The organism is Pseudomonas sp. CIP-10, from assembly GCF_020911845.1.
In the GTDB taxonomy this organism is placed as follows: Bacteria; Pseudomonadota; Gammaproteobacteria; order Pseudomonadales; family Pseudomonadaceae; genus Aquipseudomonas; species Aquipseudomonas alloputida.
In genome coordinates this window covers 5,312,742-5,327,290 of the sequence record NZ_CP087160.1, presented here as the reverse complement: position 1 = coordinate 5,327,290, position 14,549 = coordinate 5,312,742, and the positions used below count along the sequence as shown (strand labels likewise).

The 14,549-nt window shown below is 63.0% G+C and carries 13 protein-coding genes; 4 read left to right on the top strand and 9 right to left on the bottom strand.

Features of this window, described 5'->3' with window-relative positions:
• Positions 1-56 precede the first annotated feature (56 nt).
• On the bottom strand, positions 57-2,663 hold the full coding sequence (gene leuS, locus LMH93_RS24020; protein ID WP_004576918.1) for a leucine--tRNA ligase: 2,607 nt from the start codon (positions 2,661-2,663) through the stop codon (positions 57-59).
• Between the two features lie 227 nt (positions 2,664-2,890).
• Here leuS and LMH93_RS24015 point away from each other — a divergent pair, with 227 nt between their 5' ends.
• Together LMH93_RS24015 and LMH93_RS24010 are read left to right on the top strand one after the other, a co-directional pair.
• Positions 2,891-3,205: a hypothetical protein gene (locus LMH93_RS24015; protein ID WP_003249755.1), complete on the top strand. Its 315-nt coding sequence runs from the start codon at positions 2,891-2,893 to the stop codon at positions 3,203-3,205.
• Between the two features lie 134 nt (positions 3,206-3,339).
• Entirely contained in the window at positions 3,340-4,101 is a 762-nt protein-coding gene (locus LMH93_RS24010; RefSeq protein WP_185279944.1) for a YdcF family protein, read from the top strand.
• Positions 4,102-4,247: 146 nt separating this feature from the next.
• Here LMH93_RS24010 and lnt read toward each other — a convergent pair whose 3' ends face one another.
• The 4 genes from lnt to LMH93_RS23990 are packed head-to-tail and all read right to left on the bottom strand — an operon-like array spanning position 4,248 to position 8,103.
• Positions 4,248-5,765 carry an apolipoprotein N-acyltransferase gene (gene lnt / locus LMH93_RS24005; RefSeq protein ID WP_003249759.1) on the bottom strand — a complete coding sequence of 506 codons (1,518 nt, stop codon included), beginning with the start codon at positions 5,763-5,765 and terminating at the stop codon, positions 4,248-4,250.
• A gap of 8 nt (positions 5,766-5,773) precedes the next feature.
• The gene (locus LMH93_RS24000; protein ID WP_003249762.1) at positions 5,774-6,613 is read right to left on the bottom strand and encodes an HlyC/CorC family transporter; all 840 of its coding nucleotides are present in this window, start codon (positions 6,611-6,613) and stop codon (positions 5,774-5,776) included.
• Positions 6,614-6,638: 25 nt separating this feature from the next.
• Complete coding sequence (gene ybeY / locus LMH93_RS23995) at positions 6,639-7,112, bottom strand: rRNA maturation RNase YbeY (RefSeq protein ID WP_003249763.1); 474 nt, start codon at positions 7,110-7,112, stop codon at positions 6,639-6,641.
• Positions 7,105-8,103 carry a PhoH family protein gene (locus LMH93_RS23990; RefSeq protein WP_230064681.1) on the bottom strand — a complete coding sequence of 333 codons (999 nt, stop codon included), beginning with the start codon at positions 8,101-8,103 and terminating at the stop codon, positions 7,105-7,107. Before LMH93_RS23990 ends, ybeY begins: the two co-directional genes overlap by 8 nt.
• A 232-nt stretch (positions 8,104-8,335) precedes the next feature.
• Between LMH93_RS23990 and LMH93_RS23985 the strand changes: the two genes are divergently transcribed.
• A complete protein-coding gene (locus tag LMH93_RS23985) occupies positions 8,336-8,662 on the top strand; it encodes a DUF1820 family protein (RefSeq protein ID WP_003249769.1) in 327 nt (108 codons plus the stop codon).
• 3 nt (positions 8,663-8,665) lie between these two features.
• Here the strand turns inward: LMH93_RS23985 and LMH93_RS23980 are convergent, their stop codons facing one another.
• The 4 genes from LMH93_RS23980 to LMH93_RS23965 all read right to left on the bottom strand — a co-directional run bounded on the left by LMH93_RS23980 (position 8,666) and on the right by LMH93_RS23965 (position 12,190).
• Positions 8,666-9,211, bottom strand: a complete 546-nt coding sequence (locus LMH93_RS23980; protein ID WP_004576914.1) for a tetratricopeptide repeat protein — start codon at positions 9,209-9,211, stop codon at positions 8,666-8,668.
• A gap of 244 nt (positions 9,212-9,455) precedes the next feature.
• Positions 9,456-10,739, bottom strand: a complete 1,284-nt coding sequence (gene hemL / locus LMH93_RS23975) for a glutamate-1-semialdehyde 2,1-aminomutase (protein ID WP_003249773.1) — start codon at positions 10,737-10,739, stop codon at positions 9,456-9,458.
• A 16-nt stretch (positions 10,740-10,755) separates the two neighbouring features.
• Entirely contained in the window at positions 10,756-11,379 is a 624-nt protein-coding gene (thiE, locus tag LMH93_RS23970) for a thiamine phosphate synthase (protein ID WP_004576913.1), read from the bottom strand.
• A gap of 13 nt (positions 11,380-11,392) precedes the next feature.
• Positions 11,393-12,190 carry a hydroxymethylpyrimidine/phosphomethylpyrimidine kinase gene (locus LMH93_RS23965; RefSeq protein ID WP_003249777.1) on the bottom strand — a complete coding sequence of 266 codons (798 nt, stop codon included), beginning with the start codon at positions 12,188-12,190 and terminating at the stop codon, positions 11,393-11,395.
• 265 nt (positions 12,191-12,455) lie between these two features.
• Between LMH93_RS23965 and LMH93_RS23960 the strand changes: the two genes are divergently transcribed.
• On the top strand, positions 12,456-14,444 hold the full coding sequence (locus LMH93_RS23960; RefSeq protein ID WP_230064680.1) for a sensor histidine kinase: 1,989 nt from the start codon (positions 12,456-12,458) through the stop codon (positions 14,442-14,444).
• Positions 14,445-14,549: the final 105 nt, after the last annotated feature.

Here is a 14,549-nt window from a genome sequence, read left to right as displayed (position 1 = left end):
TGCTCCCTTTTGGGCCTGTTCCGCCCACCCGCAGCCAATGCGGGTGGGCGTTTTCATCAGTTGGCGACGATGTTGACCAGCTTGCCCGGTACCACGATGACCTTGCGGATGGTCAGGCCATCGATGAAGCGCAGGACATTCTCGTTGCTGCGGGCAGCGGCTTCGACTTCTTCGCGGCTGGCAGCGGCAGGCATCTCGACCTGGCCGCGCAGCTTACCGTTGACCTGAACCACCAAGGTAATGGAGTCCTGCACCAGCGCCTGTTCGTCGACGCTTGGCCAGGCGGCATCGATCACCGAGCCTGCGTGGCCCAGGTGCTGCCACAGCGCGTGAGAGATGTGCGGAGTGATTGGCGCCAGCAGCAGGGTGACGGCTTCCAGGCCTTCCTGCAGCAGGGCGCGATCCTGTTCGGTGGCTTGCGGGGCCTTTTCCAGCACGTTCATCACGGTCATCACCTGGGCGATGGCGGTATTGAACTTGTGGAACTGGCCCACGTCGGTGCTGGCTTGCTTGATGGCAGCGTGAATGGCGCGGCGGATGACCTTTTGCGCGTCGTCCAGGGCGGCAACATCCAGCTTGCCTGGCAGGCCCTGGCTGACGTGAGCCTGAGCCAGGCGCCAGACACGGCGCAGGAAGCGGCTGGCACCTTCGACGCCGGAGTCGGACCATTCCAGGCTCATGTCGGGCGGCGAGGCGAACATCATGAACAGGCGGCAGGTGTCGGCACCGTAGGCTTCGATCATGGACTGCGGGTCGACGCCGTTGTTTTTCGACTTCGACATCTTCTCGGTGCCACCGATTTCCACCGGCAGGCCGTCGGTCTTCAGGCGGGCACCAATGATCTTGGCTTTGGCATCACGCTCGATTTCGACATCGGCCGGGTTGAACCAGTCCTTGCCGCCGTTGCTGGCAACGCGGTAGTAGGTCTCGGCGACCACCATGCCCTGGGTCAGCAGGTTCTTGAATGGCTCGTTCGAGGTGACCAGGCCTTCGTCACGCATCAGCTTGTGGAAGAAGCGCGCGTACAGCAGGTGCAGGATCGCGTGTTCGATACCACCGATGTACTGATCTACCGGCAGCCAGTGGTTGGCGGCTTTGGGGTCGACCAGGCCTTTGTCGTAGTTTGGCGAGGCGTAGCGGGCGAAGTACCAGGACGACTCGACGAAGGTGTCCATGGTGTCGGTTTCGCGCTTGGCCGCAGCACCGCATTTCGGGCAGCTGCATTCGTAGAATTCAGGCATGCGCGCCAGTGGCGAACCGGCGCCGTCCGGCACCACGTTCTCCGGCAGGGTGACCGGCAGCTGGTCTTCCGGCACCGGGACGTCGCCGCAGGACGGGCAGTGGATGATCGGGATCGGGCAGCCCCAGTAGCGCTGGCGGCTGATACCCCAGTCGCGCAAGCGGAACTGGGTACGCGATTTGCCCAGTTCCTTGCGGATCAGGGCCGCTTCGATGGCGTCGAAGGCGCCAGCAAAGTCCAGGCCGTCGAACTCGGCGGAGTTGATCAGCTGGCCGTGCTCGCCATAGGCGGCCTGCCACTCGCTGCCGACTTCATCGCCAGCGCTGGTGCGCACCACGGCCTTGACCGGCAGGTTGTACTTGTGGGCGAACTCGAAGTCGCGCTCGTCGTGGGCCGGCACGGCCATGACCGCGCCATCACCGTAGTGCATCAGCACGTAGTTGGCGACCCATACTGGCAGCTTCTCGCCAGTCAGCGGGTGCTCGACCAGCAGGGAAGTGGCCATGCCTTTCTTCTCCTGGGTGGCCATGTCGGCTTCGGCAACGCTGCCGCTCTTGCACTCATCGATGAACGCCTGCAGCGCCGGGTTGCCCTGCGCAGCCTGGGTGGCCAGCGGGTGCTCGGCGGCGACGGCGACATAGGTGGCGCCCATCAGCGTGTCCGGACGGGTGGTGAAGACCTTGAGGGTGCCTTCGTGGCCGATGCTGGCCTGGTCGTACGGGAACTGGACTTCCATGCCGCGCGATTTGCCGATCCAGTTGCGCTGCATGGTCTTGACCTGCTCAGGCCAGCCCGGCAGCTCGTCGAGGCTCTCCAGCAACTCGTCGGCGTAATCGGTGATGCGGAAGTAGTACATCGGGATTTCGCGCTTTTCGATCAGCGCGCCCGAACGCCAGCCACGGCCGTCGATGACTTGTTCGTTGGCCAGTACGGTCTGGTCCGCCGGGTCCCAGTTCACGGTACCGTTCTTGCGGTAGATGATGCCTTTTTCGAACAGGCGGGTGAACAGCCACTGCTCCCAACGGTAGTAGTCGGGTTTGCAGGTGGTGACTTCACGTGCCCAGTCGATGGCCAGGCCCAGGCTCTTGAGCTGGGTCTTCATGTAGTCGATGTTTTCGTACGTCCACTTGGCCGGGGCGACGTTGTTTTTCATCGCCGCGTTTTCCGCGGGCATGCCGAAAGCGTCCCAGCCCATCGGTTGCAGGACGTTCTTGCCCAGCATGCGCTGGTAGCGGGCAATCACGTCACCGATGGTGTAGTTGCGCACGTGGCCCATGTGTAGCTTGCCGCTCGGGTACGGGAACATCGATAGGCAATAGTAGGTGTCTTTGCCTGGCTGTTCGGTAACAGCGAACGATTGTTGCTCGTCCCAGAACTTCTGGGCGGCGGCTTCGATATCACGGGGCGTGTATTGTTCGTGCATGGCTACTTTTGGCTGAGAGAGAAGAGACCTTGTTCCAGGCAGCGGAACCTCGCTGCGTCCGGCACTCCGGTGTCGTTTAGAGTGAACGCCGTAGCATACAGCAGCGCCGCGCATCGTGGGAAACCTTCGTTGCGAATGGCCGCTGGTCGCGGCGCACGGCTGCTTTTTGCAGCGACGCTAAGCTCAGGTGTGGGGGGAGATATTCTTACCTTCAATGAGGTGAACGGATGGGAGAGACGCAGCTACCCGCAATCAGACCGGAGCTTTACGAGCGCCTGATCGACCGGCTTGGCCTGGCACTGGAAACGGCCAGGACCTCGGTGCGATTGCGCGACGAGATGCCAGCTGAGCTTGAGTTGCGTGGCTTGAGCCACGCAGAGTTCGAAGTGATCAAGGCCTACCTGGATTCCCTCCCGGAGCGCCACAATGCCGCTGTCGGCAGTTACCCACAAGCGGAGCCGACATCGGCCAAGATCATCTGGCTCAAGGACAAGAAACGCCCCGCCAGTACGGCGAGATCCAGGACGCTGCCACATCGCTAGCCGTTCAGGACGCCAGGCGCAGGCTATCGCGCGCCGGTTCTTCACTATCACACAACTCAAGATCGACGCCGGTACACACTTGTTGACCGGCGTCGATCCTTCTAGGCTGCACGCCTGCCAAGGAGGTGTGGCCGATGCCGATCCGATTCTTCATCAAACAATGGCTGATGCCGCCGGGCGTGCTGTTCTTGCTGCTGCTTGCGGCATGGTGGCTGCGTACGCGGCGGCCACGGTTGGCGGCGCTTTGCTTTAGCGTAGGGCTGGGTGGCCTGTGGTTGATGAGCCTGCCGCTGGTGGTGCAGGAAACCGCCCGTGTGCTGGAAAGTGAGCCGCCGCTGGCCGTAAGCGACTGGGCCGGCCTGGCGAGCCGGGCGGATGCCATTGTGGTGCTGGGCGCCGGGCGCGAGCGCGGGGACCCGGCCTGGGGTGGCAGTGACCAGCCCACGGCCACGGCACTGGAACGTATGCGCTTTGCCGCGCGGCTGGCCAAGGCCTCGGGCCTGCCAGTGTTGACCAGTGGTGGGTTGCATTACGGCACGCCGCCCAGCGAGGCGAGGCTGATGGCGGAACGCTTGCATGAAGATTTCGCGGTCGAGGTGAAATGGCGCGAAGAGGCCAGCCGCACGACCTGGGAAAATGCTCAGCTCACGGCCAAAGTGCTGGAGCCTCTGGGATTTCGCCGGGTGGTGCTGGTGACCCAGGCCTGGCATATGCAGCGTTCCCGCTGGAGTTTTGAAAAGGCGGGTTTTGAGGTGGTGCCGGCGCCGGTGGGGTTCCTTGGGCGCGATCATGCGCGGCCGTTTGGCGGTCTGCTGCCAGAGAGCCGGGCGATGTGGCAGAGCGGGCAGTTGTTCAATGAAGTGGTGGGGTTGGTGGGGTATCGGGTGTTTTACTGATTCACCGGCTTACATAATCCCCTGTAGGAGCGGGCTTGCCCGCGAAAGGGCCTGCCCTGCCGGCCAATCTCTACCCGCCGTTCACCGTTGCGGCGACTACCGTATTCGCGGGTAAACCCGCTCCTACAGTGGCCGCGTATCGCCAATCAGACGGTTTTTGCAATACGCCCTGCCAGCAACGCCCAGCCCAGCAGCAACGCACAGACAATTGCCAGCGGCCATGAGCGCCATTGCAGGTAAGGCGTCAGCTGCTGCATCGGCACCACCTCGCCATACAGCACGGCCTGCTGGAACTGCGGAACCTGCGTGGTAATGCGGCCAAACGGGTCGATCAGCGCGGTCACGCCGTTGTTGGTGGCGCGGATCATCCAGCGGCCCGCTTCCAGCGCGCGCATCTGCGCCATCTGCAGGTGCTGCAAGGGGCCGATCGATTTGCCGAACCAGGTGTCGTTGCTGATGGTCAGCAGCAGGTCGCTACGCGCAGCCAGGCCGGCGGCGAACTCGGGGTAGACCACCTCGTAGCAGATGTAAGGCGCAATCTGGTAGCCCTTGGCCTGCAGCAGCGGCTGATCTTCCGGGCCGCGGGCGAAGTCCGACATGGGCAGGTTGAAGAACTCGATGGCCCCACGCAGCACGTCTTGCAGCGGCACATACTCGCCAAATGGCACCAGCTTCTGCTTGAGGTAGGTGCCATCGCCTTCGCCAGTGACGGTGATGCCGTTGTAGTAGCGGCGCTGGTGGTGCACTTCTTCACGCACCGGTACGCCCGTGATCAGTGCCGAATGGCGCTCGGCGGCGAAGCGGCCCATCACGTCGATGTAGCCCTGGGCCTGGTCCTTGAGCACCGGAACGGCGGTTTCCGGCCACACCAGCAGGTCCACCGGCCTGGAACTGAAGCTCAGGTCGCGGTATAGCGCCAGTTGCGCGTCGATGTGCGCGGGGTCCCATTTCAGGTCCTGCTCGACGTTGCCCTGGATCGCTGCCACTTTCAGCGGCTCGCCTGCCGGAATGGTCCAGGCATGGCCCTTGAGCGCCAGGCCCAGCCCCCAGGGGGCCAGCAACAGCACACTGGCCACGGCCAGGAACGAGGGGCGGGTGCGCAGGCGGTGCAGGTTGCACAGCAGGGCGGCGGTGAGGGCGAGGGTGAAGGAAATCAGCCAGACGCCGCCCAGCGGCGCAAGGCCGGCCAACGGGCCGTCCAGTTGGCTATAGCCGGCGTAGAGCCAGGGGAAGCCGGTCAGGAACCAGCCGCGGAAGGCCTCTTGCAGTAACCAGAGGGCGGCGAAGCACAAGGCGTCGGCCAGTGGTGCTTCGTTGCGGCGTAGCCAGCGCGCCCATAGCCAGGTGGGCAGGGCGAAGAACCAGGCCAGTGCGGCGAAGAACGCCAGCAGCAACACGATTGCCAGCAGCGGCGAGGCGCCGCCGTAGGTGTTCATGCTGACGTAGATCCACCAGGTGCCGGCACCATATAGGCCAAACCCAAACCACCAGCCACGCCACATGGCCTGACGCGGGCTGAGCTCGCGCAGGCCAAGGTAGAGCACCGCGATGGACAACACCGCCAACGGCCAGATGTCGAACGGCGCCAGGGCCAGGAGGGTGGAAGCACCGGCCGCCAGGGCCAGCAGGTTACCGGGCCAGCCGGGGCGGGTGATCCAACGCATGTTTATCCTTAACGGGTGATCGGGGTCAGGCGCAGCAAGTGTATCCGCCGGCTGTCGGCGTTGAGAATACGGAACTTGTAAGACCCGATCTCAGTGGTTTCGTTGCGCTTGGGCAGGTGGCCAAAGGCGCTCATCACCAGGCCGCCGACCGTGTCGAACTCGTCATCGGAGAACTCGCTGTCGAAGAACTCGTTGAAGTTCTCGATCGGGGTAAGCGCTTTGACCAGGAAATCACCGCTGGGCAGTGGTTTGATGTAGCTGTCTTCCTCGACGTCGTGCTCGTCTTCGATATCGCCGACGATCTGTTCCAGCACGTCCTCGATGGTGACCAGGCCCGCCACGCCGCCATATTCGTCGATGACGATGGCCATGTGGTTGTGGTTGGCGCGGAATTCACGCAGCAACACGTTCAGGCGCTTGGACTCGGGTACGAAGGTGGCCGGACGCAGCAGGTCCTTGATGTTGAAGCTGTCGCCGTTCTCCTTGAGGATCAACGGCAGCAAGTCTTTGGCGAGCAGGATCCCGAGCACATCGTCATGGCTTTCGCCGATTACCGGGTAGCGCGAGTGCGCGGCATCGATCACCGCCGGCAGGAACTCGCGAGGCGACTGGCCGGCCTTGATGCTGTTCATCTGCGAGCGCGGCACCATGATGTCGCGAACCTGCAGGTCGGCGACCTGAATGGCGCCTTCGACGATGGTCAGCGCTTCGCTGTCCAGCAATTTGTTCTGATGGGCTTCGCGCAGCAGCTCAAGCAGCTCCTGGCGGTTTTTCGGCTCATGGGCAAAAGCCTGGGTCAGTTTACCCAGCCAGGACTTCTGCCCGTTGCTCGATCGATCTTCGCTCATGGCGGTTCTCGTGATCCTTCGTGTATCAGTGTGTGATTGAGTCGGTTTCATCATCGGCATACGGGTCAGGGTGACCCAGTTCTGCCAGCAATTCCCGTTCCAGGCTTTCCATTTCCTCGGCCTCCTCATCTTCGATGTGGTCATAGCCGAGCAAGTGCAGGCAACCGTGGATGACCAGGTGCGCCCAGTGCGCTTCCAGCGATTTGCCTTGTTCGGCCGCTTCGCGCTCGACCACCGCTACACAGATCACCAGGTCGCCCAGCAGCGGGATATCGAGCAGCTCATCGGGCACATCGGCCGGGAACGACAACACATTGGTCGCGTAGTCCTTGTGCCGGTAGGTGTGGTTCAGCTCCCGGCCTTCGGCTTCGTCGACCAGGCGAATGGTCATTTCCGAGTCGGCGCTGCGCTGGCGCAACGCCAATTCACACCAGCGGCGCAAGGCGGCGTCTTCTGGAGTGGCAGCATCCGTGGCCCGTTGGATATCAAGTTCAAGCATCTTTGCCGGGCGCCTCGGGCTTGGACTGGCGGGCTTCGAAGCGGTCGTAGGCTTCGACGATACGCTGCACCAGTGGGTGACGAACCACATCCTTGGGTTGGAAATGGGTAAAGCTGATCCCCGGAACGTCCTTCAGCACCTCGATGACGTGCGCCAGGCCCGACTTGGTGCCACGGGGCAGGTCGACCTGGGTGATGTCACCGGTGATCACCGCGGTGGAGCCGAAGCCGATGCGGGTCAGGAACATCTTCATCTGCTCGAGCGTGGTGTTCTGGCTTTCGTCGAGGATGATGAAGCTGTTGTTCAGGGTGCGGCCACGCATGTAGGCCAGAGGGGCGATTTCGATCACCTGGCGTTCGATCAGCTTGGCCACGTGTTCGAAGCCGAGCATTTCGTACAGGGCGTCGTACAGCGGGCGCAGGTACGGGTCGATTTTCTGTGCCAGATCGCCAGGCAGGAAACCAAGCTTTTCACCCGCCTCGACCGCCGGGCGCACCAGCAGGATGCGGCGCACCTGTTCGCGCTCCAGCGCGTCCACGGCGCAGGCTACGGCCAGGTAGGTCTTGCCGGTACCGGCCGGGCCGATGCCGAAATTGATGTCGTTGGCCAGGATTTCCTTGACGTAGCGCTGCTGGTTGAGCCCGCGCGGGCGGATATTGCCCTTGCGCGTGCGCAGCGACACGCTGACCTCGTTGACGGCCGGGTTGTCGATGTTTTCGACAGCCGATTCCTGCAGGTACAGGTGCACGGTTTCCGGTGACAGGCCGGTGGCCTTGGTCTCGCGATAGAGACGGCGCAGCAGCTGTTCGGCAGCGGAGGTGGTCCTGGGTTCGCCGATCAGTTCGAACTGATTGCCGCGGTTGCGGATCTCGATGGCCAGGCGCTGTTCGATCAGGCGCAGGTGCTCGTCGAACTGGCCGCACAAGTTGGCGAAACGGTGGGCCTCGAAGGGTTCGAGGATGAAACGATGGGGTTCTATGGGTGCGTTCAAGGTCGTTTTTAGCCGCTCGACGGCGATGGAGTTGAACTCAAGAATAACCCTTGAATGGCAGTGGCGAAAGCACTGAAACGTTCAACGGTATGTACGGGCTGTTCTGGCCTTCCCGCGGGTCAACCCACTCCGGCAAGGCCGGTGGGGATCCTATGGGCGCGGGTTCACCCGTGAACAGGCCAGAACAGGTATCATGCCCACCTTTTCTTACGCATGTGTTATCTGGTCGAACATGAGCAAACGCGAACCCGCCATCTATAAAGTGATCTTCCTGAACCAGGGCCAGGTCTTCGAGATGTACGCCAAGCAGATCTACCAGAGTGACCTGTGGGGCTTTCTGGAAATCGAGGAGTTCGTGTTCGGAGAGCGCTCGCAACTGGTCGTGGACCCGAGTGAGGAGAAGCTCAAGAGCCAGTTCGACGGAGTGGTCCGCAGTTTCGTGCCGATGCACTCGATTGTGCGCATCGATGAGGTGGAGCGCCTGGGCACGGCGAAGATCAGCGAGGCCAAGGGCGGCGGCAATGTGATGCCGTTCCCGATGCCAATGCCGGAAAAGTGACCTTCAGGGAAGCGGCGAGAACGGCGTGCGCCCTTCGGCGTTCTGCAGTTCGAGCAGGTACTTGCGGAAAATCTGGCCGAGCACCTGGGTGGCATGCTCCAGTTCGTCACGGGGCATTTGCTCGGTTACTTCGTCGGCCATGTCCAGCGCATCTTCGGCGCCATTGACCGCAGCCATTTTCAGCAGGATGTAGGCCTGTACGTTGTTGGCCTTGACCCCTTCGCCATGGAAGAACATGGCACCCAGACGGTATTGGGCGTCGGCTTGGCCTTGCAGCGATGCCTTCTGGAACCAGTCCAGGGCTTTGCCCAGGTTTTTTGGCGTTTGCGTGTAGTAATACTCGCCCAGTTCGAATTGCGCCTGGGCATCCCCCGCAGTCGCCGTCTGCTCGCAGGCCTTGAGGGCGTTTGCCAGGTCTTCAGGCTGAACGTTCAAGGTGCAGCGGCCCGTCGCCGGAATCAGCAACGAGTTACCGCCCTCCGCCAGGGCCAGCAGGGGCTGAAGAAGCAACAGGCAGCCCAGGGTCAGGGCGCGGCCGGTGCGGTTCATGGGGATCGACTTACCTCTGCAAAGCTGCGGCCAATGTCTCTGGTGGCACATTATGGGATAAGCAGCGCCAACCTTACAAAGTTTTACTCGAATTTCTGCTTGGTTGGGGAAGTCAGCTGATTGTGCGTGCGTAATTATTGCCTGTACCGGCCTCTTCGCGGGTGAGCCCGCGCCTACAAGGGGGCGTCGCTTTCATGAGTGTAGGCGTGGGTTTGCTCGCGAAGAAGCCGGTACAGGCTGGCCATCACTTCAGGGCAGCAAAGGCTTTCTCAGCCGCATCCAGGGTGATCTGCAGCTCCTTGTCGCCATGGGCGATGGAGGTGAAGCCCGCCTCGAATGCGCTCGGTGCCAGGTACACGCCACCGTCGAGCATCAGGTGGAAGAAGCGCTTGAAGCGCTCGGCATCGCTGGCCATCACGTCTTCGAAGGTGACGATATCGTCGGCGCCGCTGAAGTACAGGCCGAACATGGCACCGGCCTGGGTGGTGACGAATGGCACGCCAGCGGCATCGGCGCGTTGCTGCAGGCCGTCAAGCATGCGGCTGGTGTAGTCGGTCAGCTCGGCGTGGAAGCCTGGGCGGCTGATCAGCTTGAGGGTGGTCAGGCCGGCGGCCATGGCCAGCGGATTGCCCGACAGGGTGCCGGCCTGGTAGACCGGGCCGAGCGGGGCGATGCAGCCCATGATTTCACGCTTGCCGCCGAAACAGCCGACCGGCATGCCGCCACCGACGATCTTGCCGAAGGTCGACAGGTCCGGCTTGATGCCGTAATGGCCCTGGGCGCCGCCGAGCGAGACGCGGAAACCGGTCATCACTTCGTCGAAGATCAGCACCACGCCATGCTTGTCGCATTGCTCGCGCAGGCCCTCGAGGAAACCCGGTGCCGGTGGTACGCAGTTCATGTTGCCGGCCACTGGCTCCACGATGATGCAGGCCACGGTCTGGCCAACTTCGGCCAGGGTCTTCTCGACGGCGGCGATGTCGTTGAACGGCAGGGTCAGGGTGTGCTTGGCGAAGTCCGCTGGCACGCCTGCCGAACTTGGCACGCCTTGGGTCAGCAAGCCGGAGCCGGCTTTTACCAGCAGGCTGTCGGAGTGGCCGTGGTAGCAGCCTTCGAACTTGATGATGGCATCACGGCCAGTGTAGCCACGGGCCAGGCGGATGGCACTCATGGTGGCTTCAGTGCCCGAGCTGACCATGCGCACCATTTCCATCGACGGTACGATCGAGCAGACCAGGTCGGCCATCTCGGTTTCCATGGCGGTCGGCGCGCCGTAGGACAGGCCGTGCTCCAGCTGCTTGCGTACCGAGTCCAGCACGTCCGGGTGGCCGTGGCCAAGGATCATCGGGCCCCAGGAGCCGACGTAGTCGACGTAGCGTTTGTCGTCCTCGTCAACGACATAGGCGCCTTCGGCATGCTTGAAGAACAGCGGCGTGCCGCCAACGCTCTTGAAAGCGCGGACTGGCGAGTTGACGCCGCCAGGGATGTGCTTCTGGGCTTGGGCGAACAGGGCTTCGGAACGGGACATGGAAGTATCTCTCGAATCAGGATGCGAACAAGGCGTTGAAGGCGCGGGCGCGGCGGGTGACTTCCTGCGCGCTGTCGGCACCGAACAAGCCGTGGATCACCGCCAGCAGGTCGGCGCCGTGGGCGACCAACGGGGCGGCGTTGTCGAGGGTGATGCCGCCGATCACGGCGATCGGCAGTTTCACCTGGGCGCGGGCCTGCTCAAGCAGGCCGACGTTGGCAGCCGGCGCGCCCGGCTTGGTGACAGAATTGAAGAAGCGGCCAAAGGCCACGTAGCTGGCGCCTTCGCTGGCAGCCTGGGCGGCCAGTTCGAGGCTGGCGTGGCAGGTGGAGCCGATGATTGCCTGACGGCCGAGCAGTGCGCGGGCCGGGGTCAGCGGGCCGTCGGTCTGGCCCAGGTGCACGCCGACACCCAGGCGGGCGGCCAGTTCGGCGTCATCGTTGATCAGCAACTGGGTGCCGTAACGCTCGCAGAGCTTCATCAGCCCTTCGGCTTCACGCAGGCGGCGCGCTGCATCGTCGCTCTTGTCGCGGTACTGCAGCAGGCACACGCCGCCTTCCAGGGCCGCCTCGACATGGGACAGGAAACGGCCGGCGAGCAGCTGGCTGTCGGTGATGGCGTACAGACCGCGTAGCTTCATTGAAGGCCTCGTATCAGGAGCAGAAGTCCAGGGGCAGGCGGCGCGGCACGTATTGGCCCTTGCCCAGTTGCTCGGCGTCACGCAGGGTGCGCCAGGTGTAGTCCAGGGCGGTGCGCACGGCGCTTTCCAGCTGCTCGCCGAGCGCCAGGCGGCCGGCCAGGGCGCTGGCCAGGGTGCAGCCCGAGCCGTGGTAGCTGCCTGGCAGGCGCTGGCAAGTCCAGGTGAAGTGCTGGCCGTCCTGGGTGTACAGGCGGTTGTGGATTTCGTCTTCGTCGCCGTGACCGCCGGTAATCAGCAGGTGTCTACAGAACGGCAACAGTTTCTCGGCACATTCGTCAGCGCTGCCTTCGGGCAGTTCGGCGAGGATGCGTGCTTCGGGCAGGTTCGGCGTGGCGATGGTCGCCAGCGGCAGCAGGCGTTCGCGCAGGGCATAGCCCACTTCGTCCTTGCCCAGGCGGCCACCGCCACCGGCACGCAGCACCGGGTCGCAGACCAGCGGCAGGTGGGGGTGGGCGGCCAGCAGTTCGGCGACGGTGTCGACCATCTCGATCGAGCCGAGCATGCCCAACTTGACGGCGGCCACCGTGGAGTCGGCCAGCACGGCGTTGGCCTGGGCCAGCACCCACTCGCGGTCGAGCACGCGGAAGTCGGAAACGTTGACGGTATCCTGCACGGTCAGGGCGGTCACTGCAGGTGCAGCGTGGCAGCCTTGGGCGATCAGGGCTTCGATATCTGCCTGCAAGCCGGCGCCGCCACTGGGGTCGTGGCCGGAGAGACAGAGGACAACGGGGCGGGAGCTGTAGGTATTCATGGTCGGCGAGCTTACCACCAAACCTGTTTGGGCGGATCGTCCGACAAACGAGTTTTACTGATCGTTCGGTCAGGTTGTCGTTTGTTTTTCTATTGAAAGCATTGATTTAGAGCCTTTTCTTTGTGTTTTTATGTGGCCGATTGCCAGGTTGTGAGGCTATGCTAGAGTGCTCGGATAACTCGACAAACGGGTGCTGCAGGATCACGTCGTCTCAAACGGATGGGAGGCTACCGCGACGCGACCGGGCAGGCCATGCTGGGGCTGTATGCGCTATTTGCTGATTGTGCTTATGGGTTTGCTGCCCGTGCTGGCCGGAGCGGTCGATTTCGACGTCGCTACCCGGCATCTCCCACTGGGCAAGGCCATGCAGGTTTATGAAGACCCCGATGGCAATGCCAGCATCGCTCAGGTCAGTGCCCCCGGGTTTGCCAAATACTTTCAGCCCCACCGTGAGGATGTGCTGAACGCCGGTTACTCCACCTCGGTGTTCTGGCTCAAGGTCGAGCTGCGCCCCGTTGCCGCGCCCAGCGCTGCCCCGCGGCAATGGCTGCTGGAGCTGGCCTATCCGCCACTGGATCACCTCGAACTGTATTTGCCTGACAGCAGCGGCTTGTACCGCCTGGCGCAGCGCACGGGCGATGCCTTGCCCTACGACAGCCGGCAGATCCGGCAGAACAACTACTTGTTCGAACTACAACTGCCACCTGGCAAGGTGACCACTGCGTACCTGCGGCTGCAAAGCCAGGGTTCGGTGCAAGCGCCGCTGGCGCTGTGGTCCCCTGAAGCCTATCTGGAAGAGCAGCCCACGCGCCTGTATGTGCTGGGGATGATCTACGGCGTGTTGCTGGTGATGCTGGTGTACAACCTGTTCATCTACCTCAGCGTGCGTGACGTCAGCTACCTCTATTACATCCTTTACATCGCTTCGTTCGGCCTTTACCAGGTCTCGGTGAATGGCGCCGGTGTAGCCTATTTCTGGCCAGACAGCCCTTGGTGGGCGAATGCCTCCACGCCATTGTTCATCGGTGCTGCCGGCCTGTTCGGTTGCCAGTTCGCCCGCCACTTCCTGCAATTGGGCAGCATCAACCGTGGCTTCGATCGCCTGTTGCAACTGCTGATGCTGGGTGGCGCGCTGGTCATGGTACTGGCGGTGAGCATGCCCTACGGCATTGCGCTGCGCATGGCGACGCTGCTGGCACTGCTGTTCACCATAAGCGTCTTCAGCGCCGGCCTTTATGCCTGGTGGCGCGGCTTGCGAGTGGCGCGCTGGTTCATCATCGCCTGGACGGCGTTCCTGCTTGGCGGACTGGTCAACACCTTGATGGTGCTGGGCTACCTGCCGAACGTGTTCATCACCATGTATGCCAGCCAGCTCGGTTCGGCCTTGGAAGTGGCTTTGCTGTCGCTGGCGCTGGCCGACCGCATCAACAGCCTGCGCGAGCAGCAGGCGCAGACCTTGCGTGACACTGGGCGTACGCTGGAGCAACTGAACCTGCAACTGGCCAGGAGCAATCGCCTGAAGGACGAGTTCCTGGCCAGCGTGACGCATGAACTGCGCACCCCGATGAATGGGGTGATTGGCTCGCTCGAGCTGATGCACACCCTGCCGATGGATACCGAAATGGCTCAGTACCATCACACGGCAGTGGGGTCTGCCCAAGGCATGATGGATATGGTCAATGCCATTCTTACCCTGTCCGAACTGCAGGCCGGCCGCCTGCGGGCGCAGCCGGCACCGTTCAGCCTACGCACCCTGTTGCAGGGCTTGCGCGCCGGTTATGCGGGGCAGGCGCTGGGCAAAGGCCTGTACCTGAGCCTGGACATTCCGGCCGACCTGCCGGACGGGTTGCTCGGTGACGGGCAGAAGCTGGCGCACTGCCTGGGTTGCCTGGTGGACAACGGTTTGAAGTTCACCCATCAGGGCGGTGTGATGATCCAGGTGCGCGGCCGCCGGGTGGGGCCGGATGATCTGGCGTTGACCTTTACCGTCAGCGACAGCGGTATCGGTTTCGATGATCTGGAGCAGTCGACCCTGTACCAGCGGTTCTTCCAGGTCGACGGTTCGATGACCCGGCGGTATGGCGGTTTGGGGATTGGGTTGTCGATTTGCCGGCAGATGGGAGAGTTGCTGGGGGCGAGATTGGCGCATGAATCGACGCGCGGGTTGGGCAGCCGCTTCGAGTTGAGTTTGAATGTAGCGATTTCGCAGGTGCAGATGAGCCCGGACCTGCTGCAGGTGCGGCGCTCGCTGTAGGAGCGGGTTCACCCGCGAAAGGGCCGGGTCTGCTGGCCGATATCCACCCGCCGTTCACCGTTGCCGCCGCCACCGTATTCGCGGGTAAACCCGCTCCTACGCGCG

What these genes read in the sequence shown, in the direction of transcription:
- leuS (WP_004576918.1), bottom strand. Translation starts at nt 2,663, where the DNA reads ATGCACGAACAATACACGCCCCGTGATATCGAAGCCGCCGCCCAGAAG.
- LMH93_RS24015 (WP_003249755.1), top strand. Translation starts at nt 2,891, where the DNA reads ATGGGAGAGACGCAGCTACCCGCAATCAGACCGGAGCTTTACGAGCGC.
- LMH93_RS24010 (WP_185279944.1), top strand. Translation starts at nt 3,340, where the DNA reads ATGCCGATCCGATTCTTCATCAAACAATGGCTGATGCCGCCGGGCGTG.
- lnt (WP_003249759.1), bottom strand. Translation starts at nt 5,765, where the DNA reads ATGCGTTGGATCACCCGCCCCGGCTGGCCCGGTAACCTGCTGGCCCTG.
- LMH93_RS24000 (WP_003249762.1), bottom strand. Translation starts at nt 6,613, where the DNA reads ATGAGCGAAGATCGATCGAGCAACGGGCAGAAGTCCTGGCTGGGTAAA.
- ybeY (WP_003249763.1), bottom strand. Translation starts at nt 7,112, where the DNA reads ATGCTTGAACTTGATATCCAACGGGCCACGGATGCTGCCACTCCAGAA.
- LMH93_RS23985 (WP_003249769.1), top strand. Translation starts at nt 8,336, where the DNA reads ATGAGCAAACGCGAACCCGCCATCTATAAAGTGATCTTCCTGAACCAG.
- LMH93_RS23980 (WP_004576914.1), bottom strand. Translation starts at nt 9,211, where the DNA reads ATGAACCGCACCGGCCGCGCCCTGACCCTGGGCTGCCTGTTGCTTCTT.
- hemL (WP_003249773.1), bottom strand. Translation starts at nt 10,739, where the DNA reads ATGTCCCGTTCCGAAGCCCTGTTCGCCCAAGCCCAGAAGCACATCCCT.
- thiE (WP_004576913.1), bottom strand. Translation starts at nt 11,379, where the DNA reads ATGAAGCTACGCGGTCTGTACGCCATCACCGACAGCCAGCTGCTCGCC.
- LMH93_RS23965 (WP_003249777.1), bottom strand. Translation starts at nt 12,190, where the DNA reads ATGAATACCTACAGCTCCCGCCCCGTTGTCCTCTGTCTCTCCGGCCAC.
- LMH93_RS23960 (WP_230064680.1), top strand. Translation starts at nt 12,456, where the DNA reads ATGCGCTATTTGCTGATTGTGCTTATGGGTTTGCTGCCCGTGCTGGCC.